At 60.4% G+C, this 1,982-nt stretch carries 2 protein-coding genes; both read left to right on the forward strand.

Features of this window, described 5'->3' with window-relative positions; translation table 11 throughout:
* The first annotated feature begins 221 nt into the window (after window positions 1–221).
* Window positions 222–785, forward strand: coding sequence for an RNA polymerase sigma factor (locus tag ACH2EI_RS11170; RefSeq protein WP_395160042.1), 564 nt, complete (start codon window positions 222–224; stop codon window positions 783–785).
* Window positions 782–1,594 (forward strand): hypothetical protein, encoded by an 813-nt coding sequence (locus ACH2EI_RS11175; protein WP_395160044.1) that lies wholly within the window; start codon window positions 782–784, stop codon window positions 1,592–1,594. The genes ACH2EI_RS11170 and ACH2EI_RS11175 overlap by 4 nt, the downstream gene beginning before the upstream one ends.
* Window positions 1,595–1,982 lie beyond the last annotated feature (388 nt).

The following is a 1,982-nucleotide window of genomic DNA, read 5'->3' on the forward strand; positions in this document are numbered from 1 at the left end:
CAAGCAACCGGCGGCCAAGGGGTGATGCCACTGACCAACTAAACACCGGGCAACCCCAATGGCCACCAGTGGGCAAAACTGATGGCCGCCAACGGGCAGTTCTACTGTCCGCCAGTGGGCAGATCGAATTGGCCCTTGACAGTTGATTCTCGTAACACCTGAACGAGTAGCGGCACGTACATGGTGTGGACACAGTGACAAGACACACGGAGACTGGATCCGTGGCAGTCGTCGACCCGAACGTCATGAACAAGATGTACCGAGACCACTCCGGTGATCTGTTTGCATATCTTGCTCGACGGGTCGGAAGGCAGCGAGCCGAGGACCTTCTCGCCGACACATTCCGATCCGCGATCGAGTCGTACGCAACGTTCGAATCAGGCCCCGGAAACGAACGAGGGTGGCTCTTCGGAATCGCCACGAACCTCGTCCGTCGACACTGGCGCGATGAGCAACAGCGGCTGCGCACGCTGAAGCGATCCGATCTCGCCTCGAGGATGGGCGCAGACCCGCTCGTCGGAGTCGACGACGGCACTGCGAACCGGGTTGACGCCGAGACACACGCCGCATTGCTTCTCGCAGCGGTGTCCGAACTGGATCCGGAGGATCGCGACCTACTGATCCTCTCCGGCTGGGAGCACATGAACAGCCGACAGATCGGCGACGTACTCCACATCGAGCCAGGCACCGTTCGCACACGGCTCCACAGAATCAGACAACAACTCCGGTCCACCCTCGAGGCCAAGACCCAACCGGACCCCACGACTTCAGGAGCATCCTCATGAACGAACTCAAAGACTTCAGCCGTCTCCGTCCGAACGACGAACAGCTCGACCCCGCCACGAACGAACGAGTCTGGAACCTTATCGCCGAGGAGAACAACGCCCCAGCAACGTCACGGTTGACGTCAACATCCGATGATCTCGGCGTGCAGCTTCAACTCGTCGACCGCTCTGACCGAACCGAGCCGCAACTGCGCCGACGCGTTGCTGTTCTCGGTGCGGCCGCTGCGATCGTGGTCGGCATGGCCGGCTTCGCCGTCGTCTCGAACAACCGAGCGACTCCTTCCTCGACAGCCTCCCAACCATCAGAGATCCCGGTTTCGGCAGCAAACGAACCGCTCCCTGGACCATTGACCTCGGCTGCCCCAGAACAAAGCGATCCCGCCACGGCGAGCACGCCTCCGACGATCGACGGACCCGTCGAGCAGCAAGTCGAGCCGGGCGAACCGTCGGTGGGCGAGCAGATCAATTATCGGATTGGAAACCTCACCGGCGAAGGACCCCTCGGCGCGCTTGGCTATGTGATCACATCCGCTGACGTCCAGCCAGATTCGTCAACGACGATCACGGTGGGGTCCACGGTCGACGGTCGATCAATCGAGATCAGGATGGGCTCCGGAGATCCGCTACAGCCTGAAGACCATGACCGTGTTCCGATCACGATCCTCGATTCCACAGAACTCTCGATTCACGGTCAGCTGGACAGCAACAGTGGCTGGACCTTCGAGATCGTCGCCGAACGTTCGTCCGCCGATGGCGACCTTCCTACATCCGACCAGCTCCAAGACATCCTGTACAGCCTTGATCCGTGAGGCAATGAACGGCGCTCAAGGGGCCGGGGCGTGAATTCACGCTCCGTGCCCTTTTGGCGGAGGCGTGGGATCTCCGATCAGAACAACATTTCGAACGGTGAAACGACCCGCTCAAGAACCGACATATCATGCATTCCGATCGGTCTCGGCTGATGGCACACCACTCATATCGTGAGCGCCGTAAACCCGGCGTCGTTGCTGAAGCGGCGTGACGATCTGTTCTCGCGCGTCAATCGGCGTCACTTGGCCGTCCCGAACGAAGCTTGCTGATCTACGGTTGGGGTGTGGAGTTTGTCATCGCCCGGAATCCTGACCCTGCTTCGACGTTGCCATTTCTTGTGCGTTTGCCGGTGGGATCGAGACCGGTCGTCTTGAAGGTGAAGGACAC

Origin of the sequence: Ilumatobacter sp. (assembly GCF_041688325.1) — a bacterium.
Lineage (GTDB): Bacteria > Actinomycetota > Acidimicrobiia > Acidimicrobiales > Ilumatobacteraceae > Ilumatobacter_A.

What these genes read in the sequence shown, in the direction of transcription:
- ACH2EI_RS11175 (WP_395160044.1), top strand. Translation starts at nt 782, where the DNA reads ATGAACGAACTCAAAGACTTCAGCCGTCTCCGTCCGAACGACGAACAG.